Annotated in this window: 18 protein-coding genes; 7 read left to right on the top strand and 11 right to left on the bottom strand. The window is 72.1% G+C overall.

What is annotated here, in order from left to right; all coding sequences use genetic code 11:
- Nucleotides 1-102: 102 nt before the first annotated feature.
- Nucleotides 103-1503, bottom strand: a complete 1401-nt coding sequence (locus tag AN218_RS08735) for a class II fumarate hydratase (protein ID WP_070016197.1) — start codon at nt 1501-1503, stop codon at nt 103-105.
- A gap of 194 nt (nt 1504-1697) precedes the next feature.
- Nucleotides 1698-3395 carry a fumarate hydratase gene (locus tag AN218_RS08730; RefSeq protein ID WP_070016196.1) on the bottom strand — a complete coding sequence of 566 codons (1698 nt, stop codon included), beginning with the start codon at nt 3393-3395 and terminating at the stop codon, nt 1698-1700.
- 252 nt (nt 3396-3647) lie between these two features.
- Here AN218_RS08730 and AN218_RS08725 point away from each other — a divergent pair, with 252 nt between their 5' ends.
- Both AN218_RS08725 and AN218_RS08720 read left to right on the top strand, forming a co-directional pair.
- Entirely contained in the window at nt 3648-4373 is a 726-nt protein-coding gene (locus AN218_RS08725) for a DUF1707 SHOCT-like domain-containing protein (RefSeq protein WP_070016195.1), read from the top strand.
- A 329-nt stretch (nt 4374-4702) separates the two neighbouring features.
- Nucleotides 4703-5074, top strand: coding sequence for a WhiB family transcriptional regulator (locus tag AN218_RS08720; protein WP_070016194.1), 372 nt, complete (start codon nt 4703-4705; stop codon nt 5072-5074).
- A gap of 167 nt (nt 5075-5241) precedes the next feature.
- Here AN218_RS08720 and glpX read toward each other — a convergent pair whose 3' ends face one another.
- Entirely contained in the window at nt 5242-6276 is a 1035-nt protein-coding gene (glpX, locus tag AN218_RS08715; RefSeq protein WP_070016193.1) for a class II fructose-bisphosphatase, read from the bottom strand.
- Nucleotides 6277-6500: 224 nt separating this feature from the next.
- Here glpX and AN218_RS08710 point away from each other — a divergent pair, with 224 nt between their 5' ends.
- Entirely contained in the window at nt 6501-7202 is a 702-nt protein-coding gene (locus tag AN218_RS08710) for a DUF4245 domain-containing protein (protein ID WP_079131952.1), read from the top strand.
- Nucleotides 7203-7247: 45 nt separating this feature from the next.
- Here the strand turns inward: AN218_RS08710 and AN218_RS08705 are convergent, their stop codons facing one another.
- The 3 genes from AN218_RS08705 to xseA form a co-directional block, all read right to left on the bottom strand.
- On the bottom strand, nt 7248-7841 hold the full coding sequence (locus tag AN218_RS08705; RefSeq protein ID WP_070016191.1) for a malonic semialdehyde reductase: 594 nt from the start codon (nt 7839-7841) through the stop codon (nt 7248-7250).
- Between the two features lie 135 nt (nt 7842-7976).
- Nucleotides 7977-8324 carry an exodeoxyribonuclease VII small subunit gene (locus AN218_RS08700; protein ID WP_070016190.1) on the bottom strand — a complete coding sequence of 116 codons (348 nt, stop codon included), beginning with the start codon at nt 8322-8324 and terminating at the stop codon, nt 7977-7979.
- A 9-nt stretch (nt 8325-8333) separates the two neighbouring features.
- Nucleotides 8334-9548 (bottom strand): exodeoxyribonuclease VII large subunit, encoded by a 1215-nt coding sequence (xseA, locus tag AN218_RS08695; protein ID WP_070016189.1) that lies wholly within the window; start codon nt 9546-9548, stop codon nt 8334-8336.
- A 109-nt stretch (nt 9549-9657) separates the two neighbouring features.
- On the opposite strand from xseA, the gene AN218_RS08690 reads away from it, so the two are divergent.
- Entirely contained in the window at nt 9658-10674 is a 1017-nt protein-coding gene (locus tag AN218_RS08690) for a 4-hydroxy-3-methylbut-2-enyl diphosphate reductase (protein WP_070016188.1), read from the top strand.
- Between the two features lie 94 nt (nt 10675-10768).
- On the opposite strand, the gene AN218_RS08685 is transcribed toward AN218_RS08690, so the two are convergent.
- Nucleotides 10769-11383, bottom strand: a complete 615-nt coding sequence (locus tag AN218_RS08685; protein WP_141747519.1) for a DUF6542 domain-containing protein — start codon at nt 11381-11383, stop codon at nt 10769-10771.
- Between the two features lie 374 nt (nt 11384-11757).
- Here AN218_RS08685 and ychF point away from each other — a divergent pair, with 374 nt between their 5' ends.
- Nucleotides 11758-12846, top strand: coding sequence for a redox-regulated ATPase YchF (ychF, locus tag AN218_RS08680; RefSeq protein WP_070016186.1), 1089 nt, complete (start codon nt 11758-11760; stop codon nt 12844-12846).
- Between the two features lie 61 nt (nt 12847-12907).
- Here ychF and AN218_RS08675 read toward each other — a convergent pair whose 3' ends face one another.
- The 3 genes from AN218_RS08675 to AN218_RS08660 form a co-directional block, all read right to left on the bottom strand.
- Nucleotides 12908-13861, bottom strand: coding sequence for a quinone oxidoreductase family protein (locus AN218_RS08675; protein WP_070016185.1), 954 nt, complete (start codon nt 13859-13861; stop codon nt 12908-12910).
- A gap of 584 nt (nt 13862-14445) precedes the next feature.
- The gene (locus AN218_RS08665) at nt 14446-14880 is read right to left on the bottom strand and encodes a hypothetical protein (protein WP_070016183.1); all 435 of its coding nucleotides are present in this window, start codon (nt 14878-14880) and stop codon (nt 14446-14448) included.
- A 254-nt stretch (nt 14881-15134) separates the two neighbouring features.
- Nucleotides 15135-15749, bottom strand: coding sequence for a DoxX family membrane protein (locus tag AN218_RS08660; RefSeq protein WP_070016182.1), 615 nt, complete (start codon nt 15747-15749; stop codon nt 15135-15137).
- Between the two features lie 405 nt (nt 15750-16154).
- On the opposite strand from AN218_RS08660, the gene AN218_RS08655 reads away from it, so the two are divergent.
- Nucleotides 16155-17018, top strand: coding sequence for a universal stress protein (locus tag AN218_RS08655; protein WP_070016181.1), 864 nt, complete (start codon nt 16155-16157; stop codon nt 17016-17018).
- Between the two features lie 61 nt (nt 17019-17079).
- Here AN218_RS08655 and AN218_RS08650 read toward each other — a convergent pair whose 3' ends face one another.
- On the bottom strand, nt 17080-17808 hold the full coding sequence (locus tag AN218_RS08650; protein ID WP_070016180.1) for a response regulator: 729 nt from the start codon (nt 17806-17808) through the stop codon (nt 17080-17082).
- A 300-nt stretch (nt 17809-18108) separates the two neighbouring features.
- Between AN218_RS08650 and AN218_RS08645 the strand changes: the two genes are divergently transcribed.
- Nucleotides 18109-18585: a pyridoxamine 5'-phosphate oxidase family protein gene (locus tag AN218_RS08645; RefSeq protein WP_079131951.1), complete on the top strand. Its 477-nt coding sequence runs from the start codon at nt 18109-18111 to the stop codon at nt 18583-18585.
- Nucleotides 18586-18797: the final 212 nt, after the last annotated feature.

The raw sequence follows: 18797 nt of genomic DNA, 5'->3' as shown, positions 1-18797 counted from the left end.
CGCCGCCGTGAGCCCCGGCTCGTGCCACGGGCCGTACGCGGCACGGCCCCGGCGGGGTCCGCGGGCGCCCCGTGAGCGCCGCGCGGACGGCTCACGGGCGGGTCACGGGCGGGTCATCCGCAGGACGTCGAGCGCCTCGTCGAGCTGTGCGAGGGTCAGGTCGCCGCGCTCCACATGGCCCGCCTCCAGCACGGCTTCGCGGATGGTCTTGCGTTCCGCGAGCGCCTTCTTGGCCACGGCCGCGGCGTTCTCGTACCCGATGTACCTGTTGAGCGGGGTGACCACCGAGGGCGAGGACTCCGCGTACTCCAGGGCGCGTTCGGCGTTCGCCGTGACGCCGTCCACGGTGCGCTCGGCCAGCAGCCGCGCGGCGTTGGCCAGCAGCCGTACCGACTCCAGCAGGTTCTCGGCCATCACCGGCAGCATGACGTTCAGTTCGAAGTTCCCCGAGGCACCGGCCGCCGCGATCGTCGCGTCGTTCCCCGTGACCTGTGCCGCGACCATCAGGACGGCCTCGGGGATCACCGGGTTCACCTTGCCCGGCATGATCGACGAGCCCGGCTGGAGGTCCGGGAGCGCGATCTCGGCGAGGCCCGTGCGCGGCCCGGAGGCCATCCAGCGCAGGTCGTTGCAGATCTTGGTGAGGCTCACCCCGACCGTACGGAGCTGGCCGGAGGTCTCCACGAGCGCGTCCCGCGCGCCCTGCGCCTCGAAGTGGTCGCGGGCCTCGGTCAGCGGCAGCCCGGAGTCCGCGGCGACCCGTTCGATGACGGCGGCGGCGAAGCCGGGCGGTGTGTTGATGCCGGTGCCCACGGCCGTGCCGCCGAGGGGTAGTTCGGCCAGGCGCGGCAGCGCGGAGTGCAGCCGCTCGACGCCGTTGCGGATCTGCGCCGCGTACCCGGCGAACTCCTGGCCCAGCGTCACGGGCGTCGCGTCCATGAGGTGCGTACGTCCGGACTTCACGACCGTGGCGAACTCCGCGGCCTTGCGGGAGAGCGAAGTCTCCAGCACCTCCAGCGCCGGGATGAGGTCGCGGGTGACGGCGGCCGTCGCGGCGATGTGGATCGAGGAGGGGAAGACGTCGTTGGACGACTGGCTCGCGTTCACATGGTCGTTGGGGTGTACGGGCGCTCCCAGCCGCTCGGCGGCGAGCGTCGCGACGACCTCGTTCATGTTCATGTTGGACGAGGTGCCGGAGCCGGTCTGGAAGACGTCGACGGGGAACTCCCCGTCCCAGCGCCCCTCGGCGACCTCGACCGCCGCGGCCCGCACCGCGTCCGCCAGCTTCGGATCCAGCACGCCCAGCTCCGCGTTGACCTGTGCGGCGGCCGCCTTGATCCGGGCCAGCGCCTCGATGTGGGCGCGCTCCAGACGCCGGCCGCTGACGGGGAAGTTCTCCACCGCACGCTGGGTCTGCGCCCGCCACTTGGCGTGCGCGGGCACCCGGACCTCGCCCATCGAGTCGTGTTCCGTCCGGTACTCCCGGCTGTCGCTGTCGCTCATCCGTGCACCACCTCCGCCTGGGGCAGCGCCTTCGTGGCGCGAGGACATTCCCGTGCGGGCCGTGTACCCCGGGAGGCGGTGCGCAGTGACGGGCGCGTGGGCGCGCGAGGCCGAGGTCGCACCGGCCCGCCCCGTACGCGCTGCAACGAGCCGCGACGAGCCGCTGCGAGCCGGTGACGACCCGACGCGCGCCGCTACGAGCCGCTGCGCACCGGGATCGACGTGACGAACGGCTGCGCGGGACCGGGGTCGGTGAAGAAGTCGTTCCCCTTGTCGTCCATGACGATGAACGCCGGGAAGTCCTCCACCTCGATCCGCCAGACCGCCTCCATGCCCAGCTCCTCGTACTCCAGGACCTCGACCTTCTTGATGCAGTCCTGTGCGAGCCGCGCCGCCGGACCGCCGATCGAGCCCAGATAGAAACCGCCGTACGTCGCGCACGCCTCGGTCACCTGCGGGCTGCGGTTGCCCTTCGCCAGCATGACCATCGAGCCCCCGGCGGCCTGGAACTGCGCCACGTAGGCGTCCATCCGCCCCGCCGTCGTGGGCCCGAAGGAACCGGACGCGTAGCCCTCGGGCGTCTTGGCCGGGCCCGCGTAGTACACGGGGTGGTCCTTGAGGTACTGCGGCATCTCCTCGCCCGCGTCGAGGCGTTCCTTGATCTTGGCGTGTGCGATGTCGCGGGCGACGACGAGCGTGCCGGTCAGCGAGAGCCGGGTCTTGACGGGGTGCCGGGACAGCTCGGCGAGGATCTCCGGCATGGGACGGCCGAGGTCGATCCGTACCGCGTCGTCATGGTCCGCGCCGGCGCCCTCGGTGAGCTGTTCCTCCGTCGTCTCGGGCAGGAAGCGCGCCGGGTCGGTCTCCAACTGCTCCAGGAAGACGCCCTCGGTGGTGATCTTCGCCTTGGCCTGGCGGTCCGCCGAGCAGGAGACCGCGACGGCGACGGGACAGGAGGCACCGTGCCGCGGCAGCCGCACCACCCGTACGTCGTGGCAGAAGTACTTGCCGCCGAACTGCGCGCCGATGCCGATCTTCTGCGTCAGTTCGAAGACCTGCTGCTCCAGCTCCTTGTCGCGGAAGCCGTGCCCGGCGGGCGAGCCCTCGGCGGGCAGCTCGTCCAGATAGTGCGCCGAGGCGTACTTGGCGGTCTTCAGCGCGTACTCGGCGCTCGTGCCGCCCACGACGATCGCCAGATGGTACGGCGGGCAGGCGGCCGTGCCGAGCGAACGGATCTTCTCCTCAAGGAACTTCATCATGCTCGCCTCGTTGAGGACGGCCTTCGTCTCCTGGAAGAGGAAGGACTTGTTGGCGCTGCCGCCGCCCTTGGCCATGAAGAGGAACTTGTAGGCGTCGCCGTCCGTCGCGTACAGCTCGATCTGCGCGGGCAGGTTCGTGCCGGTGTTCTTCTCGTCCCACATGGTCAGCGGCGCCATCTGCGAATAGCGCAGATTGAGCTTCGTGTAGGCGTCGTAGATGCCGCGCGAGAGCGCCTCCTCGTCGCCGCCGCCGGTGAGGACCTGCTGCCCGCGCTTGCCCATCACGATCGCCGTACCGGTGTCCTGGCACATGGGCAGCACGCCCGCCGCCGCGATGTTCGCGTTCTTCAGCAGATCGAGCGCGACGAAGCGGTCGTTGGCGCTCGCCTCCGGGTCGTCGAGGATGCGGCGGAGCTGCGTGAGGTGCTCGGGCCGCAGATAGTGCGAGATGTCGTGCATCGCCTCGGCGGCCAGGGTGGCCAGAGCCTCCGGCTCCACCTGGAGGAAGGTGCGTCCGTCGGCCTCGAAGGTGCGGACGCCCTCGGAGGTCACGAGGCGGTAGGGGGTGGTGTCCTCGCCCAGCGGGAGCAGGTCGGTGTACGTGAAGTCGGGTCGGGACGGGCTGGCGGCCATCGGCGGGTGTTCCTCTCGTACGGCTCGAACTGCTCTCGGCTGGGGACAGCGCGCCCCTCAGCGTAGAGCGGCCGTGCCCGCGGAGGCCGGGTGAGGCGAGCCTCAGTAACGGGGAGGAACCGGGCGGTCGCGTACGGCAGTTGGCCGGCCTGGGCCCGGGGGTGCGGCGGGCGGGGGTCCGCGGGTCACCGGCCCGCATCGATGCGGCTGCCGGGCTAGTCGCGATCTATCGCGTTTGGGTACGCTGCCCCTGTGACTGACTCCCCGCTCGAGAAGAAGCCCCGGACAGGCCCGGAGACCAGGCCCGCGGTCAAGGACGCCGAGGCGTCCGCCGTCTCCGTACGCGCCTCGGACGCCGACCGCGACCGGATCGCCGACATCCTCCGGGAGGCCCTGGCGGAAGGACGTCTGGACGCCGAGGAGCACTCGGAGCGCGTCGACGCCGTCTACCGGGCCAAGACCCGCGCCGAACTGGAGCCGCTCGTACGGGACTTGCCCGTCGGGCCCGAACAGCGGCAGGGCGCCGCGGAGCCGCGTCCCGCGCCGTACGCCGAACAGCGGCCGCTGCCGCCGGAGTCCGAGCCGCACGGCGCGTACTCGAAGGACAACCTGGTCGCGATCTTCAGCGGCAGCGCACGCAAGGGCCGCTTCCGGGTGCCGGCGAAGATCAACGCCGTCGCCTGCTTCGGCGGCATCGAAATCGACCTGACCGACGCGGTGTTCGAGCGGCAGCACCTCCAGATCAACGCGACCGCGGTCTTCGGCGGCATCGAGATCCGCGTACCGGAGAACGTCACGCTCCGGCAGAAGGGCGCCGGGATCTTCGGCGGCTTCGACGTGCACACCGCGGAGTCCGAGGACCCGGACGCCCCGGTCGTCCTCGTCGAGGGCGCCGCGGTCTTCGGCGGCGTCGAGGCGAAGCCGAAGATCGGGAAGCGGCTGCGGGATCTGCGCGACCGCTGGCGCAAGGAGCTCTGAACGGGCCCGGCACGGACCGGGGTTCGGACGGGTCCGGATCGGGTCCGGATCGGGTCCGGATCGAGCCCGGGACAGATTTCGACCGGGCTCTGCGCGGGCTTCGATCGGGGTCCGGCAGGGCTGCGAACTGCGCCCGGCGGGGCGGAAGTTGACCCTCCGGTGACCGGCGGCGGACCGGTCCGGAGAGTCCGCCCGCATTCCTACGGTATGCATACCGGTGCACACAGCGGGTAGAGCCTGGGCATCGTTCCACGTACGGCGGCAGCGCGAACTGCCGTGCGCAGCAAGTCGGGTGAAGGTGCCCCCCATCGTCCCGTCAGGAGTAGACCGTGCTGCAACCGCCGCATCAGTCCCTTCAGGCTGCCGCCTCCCTCCCCGCGCCGCGGGCGTCCGCGCGTGAGGACGAGGACGGTCCCTGGCACTCGGAGGCGGTCTGCCGCCGGGATGAGGCGGGACTCTTCTTTGCCCCGTCGAAGGAGCCCACGGCGGCCAGGCTCTCGCGCGAGCAGGCGGCGAAGCGGGTCTGCGCCCGCTGTCCGGTGATGGTCGAGTGCCGCGAGCACGCGCTGCTGCTGCCCGAGCCGTACGGAGTGTGGGGCGGGCTGACGGCCGCCGAGCGCCGGGTCGTGCTGGCCAGACGGCGCCGCCGGGAGGCCGCCGCGGCGGCGGGCGAGGCCGGGCAGGTCTCGCGCATCGCCTGAGCGTTGCGGGCGGCGGAGGCCGGGAGGCTCCCAGCCCGCCGGTTCCAGCCCGTACGAGCGGTGGCGTCGGCGCCCGACGACGGTGCTCGACGGCAGCGCCCAGGGGACGGATTCGCGCTCCGTCCCCCGGACCGGCCGTACGTCCCGTACGTCCCGGACGTCCGCGTCTAGCGGGCCCGGTCGAAGTCCACGGCGCTGTAGGCGCGCAGCTTGGAGAGCTTGTGCGTCGAGTCGATCATGCGGATCGTGCCGGACTTCGAGCGCATCACCAGTGACTCGGTGAAGGCCCGCTCGCCCCGGTAGTGCACGCCGCGCAGCAGTTCGCCGTCGGTGATGCCGGTGGCGACGAAGAAGACGTTCTCCCCGCTGACCAGGTCCTCGGTGTGCAGCACCCGGCCCAGATCGTGACCGGCGTCGAGCGCGCGCTTCTTCTCCTCCTCGTCCTTCGGCCAGAGCATGCCCTGGATCGTCCCGCCGAGGCACTTGATCGCGCAGGCCGCGATGATGCCCTCCGGGGTGCCGCCGACGCCCAGCAGCAGATCGACCCCGGTGCCCTCGCGTACGGCCATGATCGCGCCCGCGACGTCGCCGTCCGAGATGAACTTGATGCGGGCACCGGCCTCGCGCAGCTCCTTGACCAACGACTCGTGCCGCGGACGGTCGAGGACGACGACCGTCACATCGTCGGGCGTGCAGCCCTTCGCCTTGGCGACGCGGCGCACGTTGACGGCCGGCGGCGCCGTGATGTCGACGAACTCCGCGGCGTCCGGCCCCGTGACGAGCTTGTCCATGTAGAAGACCGCGCTCGGGTCGAACATCGTGCCGCGCTCGGCGACCGCGAGGACCGACACTGCGTTGGACATGCCCTTGGCGGTGAGCGTCGTACCGTCCACCGGGTCCACGGCCACGTCGCACTCGGCGCCCGTGCCGTCGCCGACGCGCTCCCCGTTGTAGAGCATCGGCGCCTCGTCCTTCTCGCCCTCGCCGATGACGACGACCCCGTTCATCGAGACCGTCGAGACGAGGTGGCGCATCGCCTTCACGGCCGCGCCGTCCGCCCCGTTCTTGTCGCCGCGTCCCACCCAGCGGCCGGTCGCCATCGCACCGGCCTCGGTGACACGTACGAGTTCGAGGGCGAGGTTGCGGTCGGGGGCCTCGGGGCTTACGTCGAGCGGGCCGGGGAGGTGCTGATGATCAGTCATCGGGGACACCTTTCTGCTCGGCTGTGACGGCTGCCGGGCTACAGAGGGTGCTTCGAGGGTACCCAGCATCCGCCAGAGTGAGCAGAGGGCCCCACGGATGAGCGCCCGGCGCCGGGTCCTGGCTGCCGTGGTCCTACCGTCGATCACGGAGCGGTGCGGTAACGGACCGGCTCCGTACGGGAGTCGCCGCCGCGGACCCACCCGCGGCCCGTGCCGCACGGGCCATGAGCGACGATGGAGGCGTGGCAGCAGAAGCAGAGCAGCCGGGCAGGCGGCGGGGCGGCGGGACGGTGCGGGGCATGGTCCCCTCGCTCGCCGTGGTCCTGCTGGCGGCGTTCGTGATCTACCTCTTCGTCCCGCACGACGAGAGCGTGGACCCGGTCAAACCCGTCGGCTACAAGGTCGAGCTGGAATCGGCCCGCCGCGCCGCGCCCTACCCGGTGCTGGCGCCCGTGGGCCTTCCGGCCAAGTGGCGTGCCACATCGGTGCGTTACGCGTCCCAGGGCACTGAGCACACCGAGGGCCACGCCTGGCATCTGGGCTTCGTCACGCCCGACACCGAGTACGCGGCGGTGGAGCAGAGCGACGAGCAGCGCCCCGCGAAGTACGTCGAGTCCGTCACCCAGGGTGCGCGCAAGACGTCGCAGACGGTACGGGTGCGCGGCGAGGAGTGGACGCGGTACGAGGGCGGGAAGTACGACGCGCTCGTACGGACGGCCACCGCGGCGGAGCAGAGCGCGGAGGGCAAGGGCCGCGGAGAGCGCGGCGCCAGCGACGAGGCCCGGCACCGCCCGTACACGACCGTCGTGACCGGCACCGCCTCCTTCGCCCAACTGGAGAAGATGGCGGAGGCCCTCCGCCCCGACGGAAGCACCGGCGCAAGCACAGGCGGGAAGACCGGCGGAAGCGGCGGCGGCGAGGGCTGAACAGGCCCCCGCCGCACCGCGGTTCCTCCGTCGCCGTCGTCCCGGTCAGACGATCGTGACCGCGTCCTCGTAGGCCAGGCGCGGCGAGCGCGGCTTGTACGCTTCCTCGCCCGGCCTGCCGATGTTCACCACGAGCAGCGACTTCTGCTTGCCGTCGCCGAAGAACTCCTTGTCCACGCCGTCCTTGTCGAAGCCGCTCATCGGCCCCGCGGCGAGCCCGGCCGCGCGTACCCCGAGGATGAAGTAGCCCGCCTGGAGCGTGGCGTTGAAGGTGCCGGAGGTCTCGCGCCTGTCCGCCTCCGCGAAGTACTTGTCCTTGAGCCCGGGGGCGTGCGGCAGCAACTCGGGCAGCCGCTCGTGGAATTCGAGGTCCACGGAGAGCACCGCGGTCACCGGCGCCGTGGACGTCTTGGGCTTGTTCCCCTCCGCCATGTGCTCGACGAGGCGGGCGCGTGCTTCGGGGGAGCGGACGAGCGTGATGCGGAGGGGGCTCTGGTTGAAGGCCGTCGGTGCGAGCTTCACCAGGTCGTACACCGCCTGTATCTGCTCGTCGCTCACCGGTTCGTCGGAGAAGGTGTACGCGGTGTGCGCGTCGTGGAAGAGCAGGTCCTGGGCGGTCTGTTCGAGGGCGAGAGTCATGTGGGGATGCCTGGCCTTTGCGCTGTGGTGTCCGAGGGCGGTCCACGGTAGGCGTGGACCTCTTGCGTCCTCCCCCAACAAGCGGACCCCGCGTAATCTTCCGCTCCCGGCGCACGGGCCTGTCAGCGCTGCATATCAGTCGTCCTCGTCGCCCTCCGCATCGGCCTGTGCGCCGCCCGTGCCGCTACCGCCCGTACGGGTCTGGCCGGACCCTTCCGGATCCGCGTCGTCGCCCGCCTCGGCCTCCGCCTCCAGCACGGCGTCCAGCCGGGCGCGGGCGCCCTCCAGCCACTCGCGGCAGACACGGGCCAGCTCCTCGCCGCGCTCCCACAGCGCGAGCGACTCCTCCAGCGTGGCGCCGCCCGCCTCCAACTGCTGGACCACACGTACCAGTTCGCCCCGGGCCTGCTCATAGCTGAGCGCGGAGCGCGCCTGCTCCCGGTCCGTCTCCACGCCCGATTCCGTCTCCGTGTCCGAGGTCATACGGCAACCCTAAGCGTCCGGTCCGACGGTGACGCCGAACTCCCCGTCCGCGACCCTGGCCCGCAGCTTCTCCCCCTCCGAGGTCTCCTCCGGCGACCTGATCACGCCGCCGTCCTCGCGCTGGAGCACCGCGTAACCGCGCTGGAGCGTCGCCGCCGGGGAGAGCGCGACGACGCGGGCGCGGGTGTGCCGCAGCTCGTCCTCCGCGCGGTCCAGCCGGTGCCCGAGGGTGCGCCGGGCGCGCTCCAGCAGAAAGCGGATCTCCTCCGCGCGCTCGTCCGTCATCGCGTGCGGATCGGCCATCGCCGGGCGGCTCATGACGTCCGCGAGCCCCCGCTCCTCCCGGTCGATGAAGGCGTTGATCACACGGAAGGCGCGGGCCCTCAACTCCCGTACGCGCTCGTGCTCCTCGCCCACGTCCGGCACGACGTCCTTCGCCGCGTGGGTCGGCGTACGGGAGCGCAGATCGGCGACGAGGTCGAGCAGCGGCGCGTCCGCCTCGTGCCCGATGGCCGAGACCAGCGGCGTACGGCACCCGGCGGCGGTGCGCACCAACTGCTCGTCGGAGAAGGGCAGCAGGTCCTCCATGCTGCCGCCGCCCCGGGTGACGATGATCACGTCGACCTCCGGGTGCGCGTCCAGCTCCCGTACGGCCTCGACGAGCTGCGGCACCGCCCGTACGCCCTGGACCGCCGTGTGCCGCACCTCGAAGCGGACGGCGGGCCACCGCTCGCGTGCCGTGTGCAGCACGTCCCGCTCGGCGTCCGAGGCGCGGCCCGTGACGAGGCCCACACGCTGCGGCAGAAAGGGCAGCGGACGCTTGCGGTCCTCCGCGAACAGCCCTTCCGCGGCAAGGGACTTGCGCAGCCGCTCCAGCCGCGCGAGCAGTTCGCCGATCCCGACGGGCCTGATGTCGGCGGCCCGCAGCGAGAGCGTGCCCGCCCGCCCGTACCAGACGGGCTTGGCGTGCACGACGACCCGTGCGCCCTCGGAGACGACGTCCTTCACCCTGTCGAAGACGTCGCGGAAGCAGGTGACGCTGATGGAGACGTCCTGCGACGGGTCCCGCAGGGTCAGGAACGCCATGCCGGCGCCGGGCCTGGGCGAGAGCTGGATGATCTGCCCCTCGACCCACACCGCGCCGAGCCGGTCGATCCAGCCGCCGATCAGCCGGGAGATCTCACCGACCGGAACCGGAGCTTCGGGGGAGGTGACGAGAGCCATACGAGGACCCTAACGGGCACCGCCGACACCGGTGCCGTGTGCGCGGACCGGCGGCATCGCCGCTTCGCGCCCGGGCGGCGCCCGCGCCCACCGCCCTTACGATGGAGCCATGTCTGCAACGCCCTCCCGCCCGTCCGCTGCCGACGTCCCCGACACCGACCGCCGCCGAGTCCTGCTGGCCGCCCCCCGCGGTTACTGCGCGGGCGTCGACCGCGCCGTCATCGCCGTCGAGCAGGCGCTGGAGCAGTACGGCGCCCCCGTCTACGTACGCCACGAGATCGTCCACAACAAATACGTGGTGAAGACGCTGGAGAAGAAGGGCGCGATCTTCGTCGAGGAGACCTCCGAGGTCCCCGAGGGCGAGATCGTCATCTTCTCCGCGCACGGCGTCGCGCCCGAGGTCCACAAGGAGGCCGAGCGCGGCAAGCTCGCCACGATCGACGCCACGTGCCCGCTCGTGACGAAGGTCCACAAGGAGGCCGTGCGCTACGCCAAGGAGGACTACGACATCCTCCTCATCGGGCACGAGGGCCACGAGGAGGTCATCGGCACCAGCGGCGAGGCGCCCGAGCACGTCACCCTCGTCGACGGCCCGAGCGACGTGGAGAACGTCGAGGTCCGCGACCCGGAGAAGGTCGTCTGGCTCTCGCAGACCACGCTGTCGGTCGACGAGACGATGGAGACCGTCGACGCCCTCAAGGGCCGCTATCCGAACCTGCTCTCCCCGCCCAGCGACGACATCTGCTACGCCACGCAGAACCGCCAGACGGCCATCAAGCAGGTCGCCGAGGAGGCCGACTTCGTGCTGGTCGTCGGCTCCAGGAACTCCTCCAACTCCGTGCGCCTGGTGGAGACCGCCATCGCGCACGGCGCCCGTGACGGCCGCCTGGTCGACAGCGCCGAGGAGATCGACGAGGCATGGCTCGACGGCGTGCGCACCGTCGGCCTCTCCTCCGGTGCGTCCGTTCCGGAGGTCCTGGTCGACGAGGTGCTGGAGTGGCTGGCCGGACGCGGCTGGGAGGACGTGGAGATCGTGCAGCCCGTGGAGGAGCGCATGCAGTTCTCCCTGCCGAAGGAGCTGCGGAAAGATCTGCGGGCGGAGGCCAAGTCCCGGATGTCGGGCTGAGCCGGCCGGTCCTGCGAAGGCCCGGCAGTCCGGGCCCGACCGCCTCCGGGGACGGACCCCGGGAACGTACGGGCCCGGTCAACGCACCGCCCGCTCAGCGCTGTTCGGCCTCCGCGGCCTCGTCCTCGGCGTCCTCCGCCTCCATCAGCGCCCGTACGCGCGACTGCTGCACCATCAGCGCGACCTTCCGCACCGCGACGACCAGCACCGCGAGCAGCGTCCCCGCGTAGAGCCAGACGGCGTTGACGGCGAGCGCGGGGAAGAGGTTCGTCACACGTTCGGTGAGGGCCTGGTCCGGCGTCCCGTCGTTCAGCAGGAACAGTCCCGCGGTGAAGGCGAGCGGCACCGCGACGGGAGCGGCGACGAGGTCGGTCGGCCGCACCCAGCACGCGCAGAACAGGCTCGTGACCAGGAACGCGCCCCCGTAGAGCGCGGGCGAGCCGCCCAGCAGCCACTTGTCGGCGGCGCTCGCCAGCAGCATCAGCAGGACGCCGAGCAGTCCGCAGCCCAGCGCGGTGAGACGTGCGCGCGGCAGCCAGGAGAAGACGTCGGTGAGCGGCGCGGGGATCAGCGGGAAGCGCAACTGGGCCTGGTAGAGCGCCGCGGCCTCCTGGCGTACGGCGCCGGAGGCGGGGACTCTGCGGCGGGCCTCGCGGGACTCACGGGCCTCGCGGGAAGAGGCACCGCCGGACACCGCCTTGGAAGACACCGCCTTGGCAGACGCCGCCTTGGAAGCGGGGCCGTGCGAGGGGCCGCCGGCCGGTCCCGCCGGTGAGGCGTCCGCTTTCGGGGGGTGCTGCTGCGGTCCCCGCGAGGGCCGCCGCCGGTCCTCCCCGTTCGACGAGTACCTCTGTTCCTTCCCCGTCTCCTGCCCCTGCCCCGGCCCCTGACCGGGGTCTTTCCCACCCGTATGAGCGCTGTGCTGCTGTTCCACCGCACCAACGTAGGCCGCGTCACCGCTGTTCACCGCGTACGGACACGCATTGGCCGTCAGTTCGAGCCCGTAGACTGGTGGACCGGCCGGACCCGGCCCGCATGCTCCACATCCTCCGCCCGCCAGATCTCGCTACGGGAAGTCGCCACGTGTCGCTCACGATCGGAATCGTCGGCCTGCCGAACGTCGGCAAGTCGACCCTGTTCAATGCCCTGACGAAGAACGAGGTGCTGGCGGCGAACTATCCGTTCGCCACGATCGAGCCGAACGTCGGTGTGGTCGGCGTCCCCGACCCCCGTCTGGGCACGCTGGCCGAGCTGTTCGGCTCCGAGAAGGTGCTGCCCGCGACCGTCGACTTCGTCGACATCGCCGGCATCGTGCGCGGCGCGAGCGAGGGCGAGGGCCTGGGCAACAAGTTCCTCGCCAACATCCGTGAGTCGGACGCCATCTGCCAGGTCATCCGCGCGTTCCAGGACGACAACGTCGTCCACGTCGACGGCAAGATCTCGCCCAAGGACGACATCGAGACGATCAACACCGAGCTGATCCTCGCCGACCTCCAGACCATCGAGAAGGTCCTTCCCCGGCTGGAGAAGGAGGCCCGGGTCAAGAAGGACCGGCAGGCCGAGGTCAAGGCCGTCCAGGAGGCCAAGGACATCCTCGAACAGGGCCGCACGCTCTTCTCCGCCGGGCTCGCGCAGGGCAGCGAGGCCGCGGCGCCGCTGCACGATCTGCATCTGCTGACGACGAAGCCCTTCATCTACGTCTTCAACGTGGACGAGGAGGAGCTGACGGACGAGGAGTTCAAGGAGGGCCAGCGCGCGCTCGTCGCGCCCGCCGAGGCCGTCTTCCTCAACGCCAAGCTGGAGGCCGACCTGGCCGAACTCGACGAGGAGGAGGCCCTGGAACTCCTCCAGACCGTCGGCCAGGAGGAGCCCGGCCTCGCCACCCTCGCCCATGTCGGCTTCCGCACGCTGGGGTTGCAGACCTATCTCACGGCGGGTCCGAAGGAGTCCCGCGCCTGGACGATCAAGAAGGGCGCGACCGCTCCGGAGGCCGCGGGCGTCATCCACACCGACTTCCAGCGCGGCTTCATCAAGGCGGAGGTCATCTCCTTCGACGAACTGGTCGCGGCCGGCTCGGTCGCCGAGGCCCGCGCGAAGGGCAAGGCCCGCATGGAGGGCAAGGACTACGTGATGCGGGACGGGGACGTGGTGGAGTTCAGGTTCAACGTGTAGCGGAGCCGCTCGCGGGGGAGCGCATGCGGCGACCGTTCCGGCCTCCAACAGGGCCGTCGCTCTAGGGAGTCGGGGAGAAGTCCAGCACCAGGCGGCCGCGTACGCCGCCGGCCTCCAGGAGGCGGTGGGCGCGGGGGGCCTCCTCGGGGGGCAGTACGTCCGCGACGTGCAGTGTCAGGGTGCCGGACTCGGCCTGGCGGCAGAGCGTGTTCAGGCGCTCGGTGTCCGCGACGGCGTCCGACACCATCACCGGGATCACATGGATGCCGCGGTCGGCCGGGCCGGACCAGCCGCGGAGTTCGGCCAGGCGTCCGCCGTCGGCGAGCGCGGGCACCGTCTCGGTGGTCTGCATCGACGCGTCCACGAGGCCGGGGACCCCGCCGGGCGCCACCTCGCGGATGTGAGCGGCGACGTCGGGGCCGCGTTCGACGACGTGGTGGGCGCCGAATCCGCGTACCCGGCCGGTGTCGTGCGGGGCGGCGTCCGCGATCACGGTCAGCCCGTCGGCCGCGGCCAGTTCGACCGCGTACCCGCCGACGGCCCCGGCCGCGCCCGTCACCGCGACGGTGCCGCCCCGCGGCAGCGCCAGCGCGTCCAGGGCGAGGCGTGCCGTCATGGCGTTCATCAGCAGGGTGGACGCGGCGGGGAAGTCCGCCCCCTCGGGCGCCGGCACCACGGAGGCCGCGGGCACCACGATCTGCTCCGCGTACGCCCCGCCGTGCGGACCGCTGAACAGCACCATGGCGACGACCCGTTGGCCCACGGCGAGCCGGTCGCCCGTACCGGGGCCGAGCTGGTCGACGACGCCCGCGGCGTCCATGCCCGGTACGAACGGGGGCTGCCGGTCCGCCATGCGTACGGCGTGGGCGCCGGTGCGCAGCATGACGTCGGTCGGGTTCACCGCCGCCGCGTGGACGCGGATGCGGACCTCGCCCGGACCCGCCTGCGGTTCGGGCAACTCCAGGACCCGCAGCGCTTCCGGACCGCCGAACTCGTGCACACCGACTGCCTTCATACCGGGGTGCAACTGCGCGTACCGGCACGGCATTCCCCCGTCCCCACGATCTTCCCGGGGCCGGACCGAGGCCCGGCCGTACGGTACGGGGCGGCCGTCACACGGGACCGTCACCGCACCGGGCCGCCGTCGTCTCCACATGGAGCGGGCCGGTGCGGTCGAAGACCGCCGACGCGGCGAACTGTATGCCGCGTCCTCCGCCGTCGCTGTTCGCACATGCACTGAGAGTGATGGCGAGTGCCGTGAGTGCGGCGACAGCGACCGCCCTGTGATCCTGCATTCCGCGGTCCCCTTCGTGCTGCTGCCCGATGTGATGTGCGAGACGCGTGGTGGCACTGCGTTCGCCTCGACCAATAGACAACGGCGACGGATTCCGGACCACGCGCAGGGCTCTGTTGGCGTGAATTGCACCGGTGTCATGCTGCGCGGCGCTGTTCGGCCGGGGCTTGAGGAGCAGGTCAGGGCGGGTGGCGGTGGGTCTGCGGGCCGGTCCGCGGGGGCGGCGTTCGTCAACCCGCCGACGGGCTTGCGCGTCCCCCGCCAGGGCTCGGACGAGGGTCCGCGGGGGACCCTCGCGGGACGGCTCACGCGGACAGGAGCGCGCACCCCAGGGCGATCAGCGACAGCACTTTCACGGTCTCCAGGGCGACGTAGTACAGGTGAGCACGGGAACGGCGGAGCGCGGGGTCCTCACCGGCGAGCACCGCGTCCGAGCGGCGGTTCAACCGCGGGCGTACGACGGCGAGTTGGACGGCCAGTACGAGCGCCGTGACGGTGACGGGGACGACGACGGACGTGGTGGGCGTGCCCGTCGCGACGAGGGCGACCACGGCCAGCACGAGCACGGTCTCGGCGATGTTGAGCGCACGGAAGACGATCCGGCCGATGCCCAGCCCGACGGGGATCGTGACGCCCGGGGCACGGAACTTCAGCGGGGCCTCCAGAAAGGAGATCCCCAGCACCATCCCGAGCCAGACGAAGGTGAGGGCGCTCGCGACGGCGGCCGGTGTGCTGTTCATGCTGCGGTGTCTCCCGTCTCGGGGTGGCGTCGACTGCTGCGGGACGCCACCGCCGGTCTGTTGTGCGCGAAGCAATGCTGTCAGCCCGTACTACGTGGACGTACGGCTGCGGACGTACGGGCTCGGGACGTCAACTCCGGGCGTACGCACCGGGGCAGGGCCCTCGATGTACCAACCGGCCCGCAGCGCGCGGGAGTTGCGAGGGGGCCGGGACACCAGCGGCGTCCCGGCCCCCTCGGCGGCGATCCGGCAGATCACAGCAGCCAGCGGTTGCGGGCGACGAACGGCAGCCGCTCCCAGATGCGGCCCAGGCCCCAGGGGCGGTCGGCGCGGGCGACGGCGAGGGCGATCAGGACCAGGGCGTAGACGAGGTGGTAGTCCAGGACCGGGTTGGTGGACATGCTGGGCGACCCGTCCGAGAGCTGTGTGGCAGGCGGCCACTCGGCCGCCCACATCAGCACCATCATCAGCGAGCCGGCCACGGCGGTGAGCCGCAGTGCGACGCCCGCCACGAGGGCGGCGCCGATGCCCAGGAGCCCGAGCATGAACAGCCAGTCCGCCCAGGCCGCTCCGGCCCACGAGTGGAAGGTGGACTCCAGCGGCCCGGCGGCGACTCCGGACAGGAAGCCCTTCGTCGGCGAACCGCCGTCGATCCAGCCCTTGCCGGCCGGGGTGGCGTAGCCCCAGCCGAAGAGCTTGTCGGCGAACGCCCACAGGAACACCGCGCCGACGGCCACACGCACCACGGCGAAGGTCCTCTCGGCTGCGGTGGTGACGACGGCGGACTCGGCGGACTCCTGTGCGCTCTGGGTCCGGTGCTTGCGCCACGGACGCGAGGTCCGCGGGTGTGCGGGCTGGTGAACGGCCATGACGGCTCATCCCTTCGACGGGCGGGGAACGGCGTGCGTCCGGCCGGTGTGCCGTGTACCGGTGGTGCGTCTCGAACGGCCGGAGTGCTGCGAACGGTTGGTGTGCTGCGAACAGTTGGTGCGCTTCGAACGGTTGGTGCGCTTCGAATATCGCCCGGCGAGGGGTCGTTCCGCCGGTGGCAAGCGGCCCTCGACGGTGGGCTGAACGTCCCGCCGTACGGGGCCCGTTGGGCCCCTCCCGTATGCGCCCGCGACGAGGCCGAACGGCTCCGCACACAGGGCCCATCGGCCCTCACCCCGAGGCGGGCGCGGCCGGAAGGCTGAGGACGCGGAGCCCGGCGCGTACGGGAGACAGGCACCGGCACCGGAACGCACACACCAACTACAGCTCGGGAAGGCGTCGTCATGGAACGCGCGATGGTCGTCGGGGTGGACGGTTCGCAGGAGAGCATGGCCGCGGCCGGGTGGGCCGCCGAGGAGGCGGAGCGCCGCGGGCTGCCCGTCCGTCTGCTGCACGCCTGGATGTGGCAGCCCGTGGATGTGCCCGTCGCCCAGGATCCGGACGGCCGCCGGCGGGCCGCGGAGGGGCTGTTGCAGCTCGCGGAGAAGGACCTCGGCGACCGTTATCCCGCCGTACGGTTCACGGCGGAGGCGGTGAGCGAGACGGCGGTGCCCGCACTGCTGAGGGCCGCCGAGCGCTCCGAGATGCTGGTCCTGGGCTCCCGCGGATACGGCGCGTTGATGGGCTACCTGCTCGGCTCCTGCGGACAGCAGGTCATCGGCGCGGCCACCCGTCCGGTGGTCGCGGTGCGTGCCCGTACCGAGGCGCCCGTACGGCGGGAGGTCGTCGTCGGCCAGCAGGGCGGGGCCCAACTCAGCGGTACGGTACTGAAGTTCGCCTTCGAGGCCGCCGCCGCGCGGGACGCCACGGTGCGTGCCGTACGGGCCTGGACGCTGCCGCCGGTCTTCGCCGCCGGTGCCGCCTCCCTCCAACTCGTCGACGAGGCCGGTGGGTTGGAGCCGTACGAGAAGGAGGCGCTGGAGGAGGCCCTTGCCCCCTGGCGTGCGCGCTACCCCGAGGTGCCGGTCGTCGAGCAGGTCGAGACGGGCAGCCCGGGGCAGGTGCTGCTCGAGGCGGCCGAGGGCGCGGAACTGCTCGTGGTCGGGCGCCGTGCGAGGCGGGCACCGATCGGAAGCCGCATCGGGTCCGTCGCCCACGCCTGCCTCCACCACGCGCACTGCCCGGTCGCGGTGGTCCCGCACGGCTGACGGCCGGCGCGGCGCGCACGGGCGCGGCGGTACGGCGGCGGGGGAGTGGGAGTGGGGGTGCTCAGCGTGGAGCGCGGCGCTCCCGGTCCCGTCCGGCAGGGGGCTTGGTGGCGAGCACCGCCGCCTGCACCCGGCGCTCCACGCCGAGCTTGGCCAGCAGCCGCGAGACGTTGTTCTTGACGGTCTTCTCGGCCAGATAGAGCCGCTTGCCGATCTCGCGGTTGGTCAGGCCCTCGCCCACCAGGGCGAGGATCTGCTGCTCGCGCTCGGTGAGTTCGGGCAGCTCAGAGTCGGCCGTCCCGGTGTCCGGGCCGCTGCGCAGCCGGGCCATGAGGCGCGTGGTGGCGCCGGGGTCGAGCATGGACTGCCCGGAGGCCACGGTCCGTACGGCGGTCACCAGGTCGGTACCGCTTATCTGCTTGAGCACATAGCCGGACGCCCCGGCCATCACCGCGTCGAGCAGAGCCTCCTCGTCGTCGAACGAGGTCAGCATGAGGCAGGCCAACTCCGGCATGCGCGACCGCAGTTCGCGGCAGACGCTCACACCGTCGCCGTCCGGCAGCCGTACGTCGAGCACGGCAACGCGCGGGCGCAGCGCGGGAATGCGGACGAGCGCCTGCGCGGCCGTCGCGGCCTCGCCGACGACCGTCAAGTCCGGCTCCTCGTCGAGGAGTTCGCGTACGCCGCGGCGTACCACCTCGTGGTCGTCGAGCAGGAAGACGCCGACGGGTTCCTCCCCGTCGGCCCCGCCGCGCTCGCCGTCCGTCGTCCGCCGTCCCGTGTCGTCCACAGTCCCCACCCGCCTCCCGAGCACCCCTGAATACCTGGTCCATGGTCCCTCCGACCGGGCCCGGGGACCAGTGCGGCAGTGCGCCCCATGTCCCGGACCGGGGCTCCGGCGCCCTGCGCGTGGGCGTTCCGTGGTCCCTGTCCGCACCAGCCTCCCTGTCCCGTACGGACCGGCCCGTATGCCCGGAAAGGGGTGGAACGGGCCGTGCGGGCAAGGCCGTTCGGCCCTGGTGTGCGAGCCGGTCCGGGGAGGACGCTGAGCGCCGGACGGGAGTCCGGCAGTTGAGCAAGAAGGTTGTGGATGATGACTGAGAGAACCGGGCGGCCGCCGCAGGGCACGGGCCGGGCGGAGGCGGCCCGGTACACCTGGCCGCTGGAGCGCGGAGAGGGGCTGCGGCTGCTGACCTCCGTCTCTCTGGGGCGGCTGTTCTTCACCCGGCGTGCGCTGCCGGCGGTCTGTCCCGTCCACCATGTCCTGGACGGCGACGACATCGTCTTCCGGCTCGGCGACGGCGCCGCGCTGGCCGCCGTGGCGCCGTCGTCCGACGGTACGGGGACGGTCGTGGCCTATGAGGCGGACGCGATCGACCCGGATCACCACCTCGGCTGGAGCGTCGTCGTCACCGGCTATGTGCACCGCGTCGAGGATCCGGCGGAACTGCGGCGCTACGAGCCCCTGTTGCGGCACTGGGCGCCGCAGCCCACGGCGGGCACACTGCGCATCAGCCCGGAGCTGGTCACGGGTTTCCGGTTCACGGCGGGGCGGCCCGCCGGCTAGGCGTACGCGCTCCGCACCGTCATGTGCCGCCCGCCGCCTCGGAGTCGGCGCCCGCCGCCGGCCGGTGTGTACCGGAGACAGGCGGCGTGGGCCGGCCCGAAGGGCGGGCGTAAGTCGGGCCCGCGGAGGGATGCGTCGAGGGACGGGGCCGCCGCCGCAGCCGGACGTACGCGTACGGGCGCGCCCCTCCCGCCGCACGGCCTCCCACCGCA

Source organism: Streptomyces nanshensis (assembly GCF_001751255.1).
Classification (GTDB): domain Bacteria; phylum Actinomycetota; class Actinomycetes; order Streptomycetales; family Streptomycetaceae; genus Streptomyces; species Streptomyces nanshensis_A.
Note: the sequence above shows the minus strand (reverse complement) of the source record. Positions and strands in the feature narration are given on the sequence as shown.

Excerpts from the sequence above, each read along its gene's own strand:
- AN218_RS08710 (WP_079131952.1), top strand. The coding sequence starts at position 6,501 with ATGAGCGACGATGGAGGCGTGGCAGCAGAAGCAGAGCAGCCGGGCAGG.
- glpX (WP_070016193.1), bottom strand. The coding sequence starts at position 6,276 with ATGACTGATCATCAGCACCTCCCCGGCCCGCTCGACGTAAGCCCCGAG.
- AN218_RS08705 (WP_070016191.1), bottom strand. The coding sequence starts at position 7,841 with ATGACTCTCGCCCTCGAACAGACCGCCCAGGACCTGCTCTTCCACGAC.
- AN218_RS08675 (WP_070016185.1), bottom strand. The coding sequence starts at position 13,861 with ATGAAGGCAGTCGGTGTGCACGAGTTCGGCGGTCCGGAAGCGCTGCGG.
- AN218_RS08700 (WP_070016190.1), bottom strand. The coding sequence starts at position 8,324 with ATGACCTCGGACACGGAGACGGAATCGGGCGTGGAGACGGACCGGGAG.
- AN218_RS08660 (WP_070016182.1), bottom strand. The coding sequence starts at position 15,749 with ATGGCCGTTCACCAGCCCGCACACCCGCGGACCTCGCGTCCGTGGCGC.
- AN218_RS08665 (WP_070016183.1), bottom strand. The coding sequence starts at position 14,880 with ATGAACAGCACACCGGCCGCCGTCGCGAGCGCCCTCACCTTCGTCTGG.
- AN218_RS08645 (WP_079131951.1), top strand. The coding sequence starts at position 18,109 with ATGATGACTGAGAGAACCGGGCGGCCGCCGCAGGGCACGGGCCGGGCG.
- AN218_RS08655 (WP_070016181.1), top strand. The coding sequence starts at position 16,155 with ATGGAACGCGCGATGGTCGTCGGGGTGGACGGTTCGCAGGAGAGCATG.
- AN218_RS08690 (WP_070016188.1), top strand. The coding sequence starts at position 9,658 with ATGTCTGCAACGCCCTCCCGCCCGTCCGCTGCCGACGTCCCCGACACC.
- AN218_RS08735 (WP_070016197.1), bottom strand. The coding sequence starts at position 1,503 with ATGAGCGACAGCGACAGCCGGGAGTACCGGACGGAACACGACTCGATG.
- AN218_RS08730 (WP_070016196.1), bottom strand. The coding sequence starts at position 3,395 with ATGGCCGCCAGCCCGTCCCGACCCGACTTCACGTACACCGACCTGCTC.
- xseA (WP_070016189.1), bottom strand. The coding sequence starts at position 9,548 with ATGGCTCTCGTCACCTCCCCCGAAGCTCCGGTTCCGGTCGGTGAGATC.